The 518-nt window shown below is 41.9% G+C and carries 1 protein-coding gene; it reads right to left on the bottom strand.

The window, feature by feature from the left end:
• Positions 1 to 170 precede the first annotated feature (170 nt).
• Positions 171 to 518, bottom strand: a 348-nt coding sequence (locus JS605_RS17460; protein ID WP_203259012.1) for a transposase, incomplete at its 5' end; no start/stop codon positions are given.

The following is a 518-nucleotide window of genomic DNA, read 5'->3' as shown; positions in this document are numbered from 1 at the left end:
GCATCCTATTTGTGATCGATTCTTGATCGTCACCAGCATCTGTATGATTATAAGTTATAATAACCTGGCCACTTGCTATAAATATGTGATACTAACTATTTAGTCCACCCACGTTGTTTTGTGATACAGGTTTGGTTACTTGTGTGATGAGCTTTGTTATCTGTTATTATCTATTCCAATACCCCAATAGTATAAGGGGTCTCCGTTTTTATCACTGCTAAGGTTCTACTGAGCAACTTTCTGGCTACTTTTATTATTATACACTTTACGTTCTTGCCCTGATGCTTGCGGTAATATGCCTGCATCACTGGATCTGCCCGTATGGCCTGCCAAGAGGCTTCCACAAAGTATGACCGTATTAAGCGATGGGCACGCATACTAATACCCATAGCCTTATAGTTACCGCCGCTTTGATAAACCCCGGGAGATAGCCCTACATAGCCCGCCAAATGCTTTACATTATTAAAACGACGTAAATCGCCCAATTCACTTATAATACCACAGGCCACGATACCCCC

This window comes from Hyunsoonleella ulvae (assembly GCF_016827605.1).
GTDB lineage: Bacteria > Bacteroidota > Bacteroidia > Flavobacteriales > Flavobacteriaceae > Jejuia > Jejuia ulvae.
This window is presented reverse-complemented; position numbering and strand designations above follow the sequence as displayed.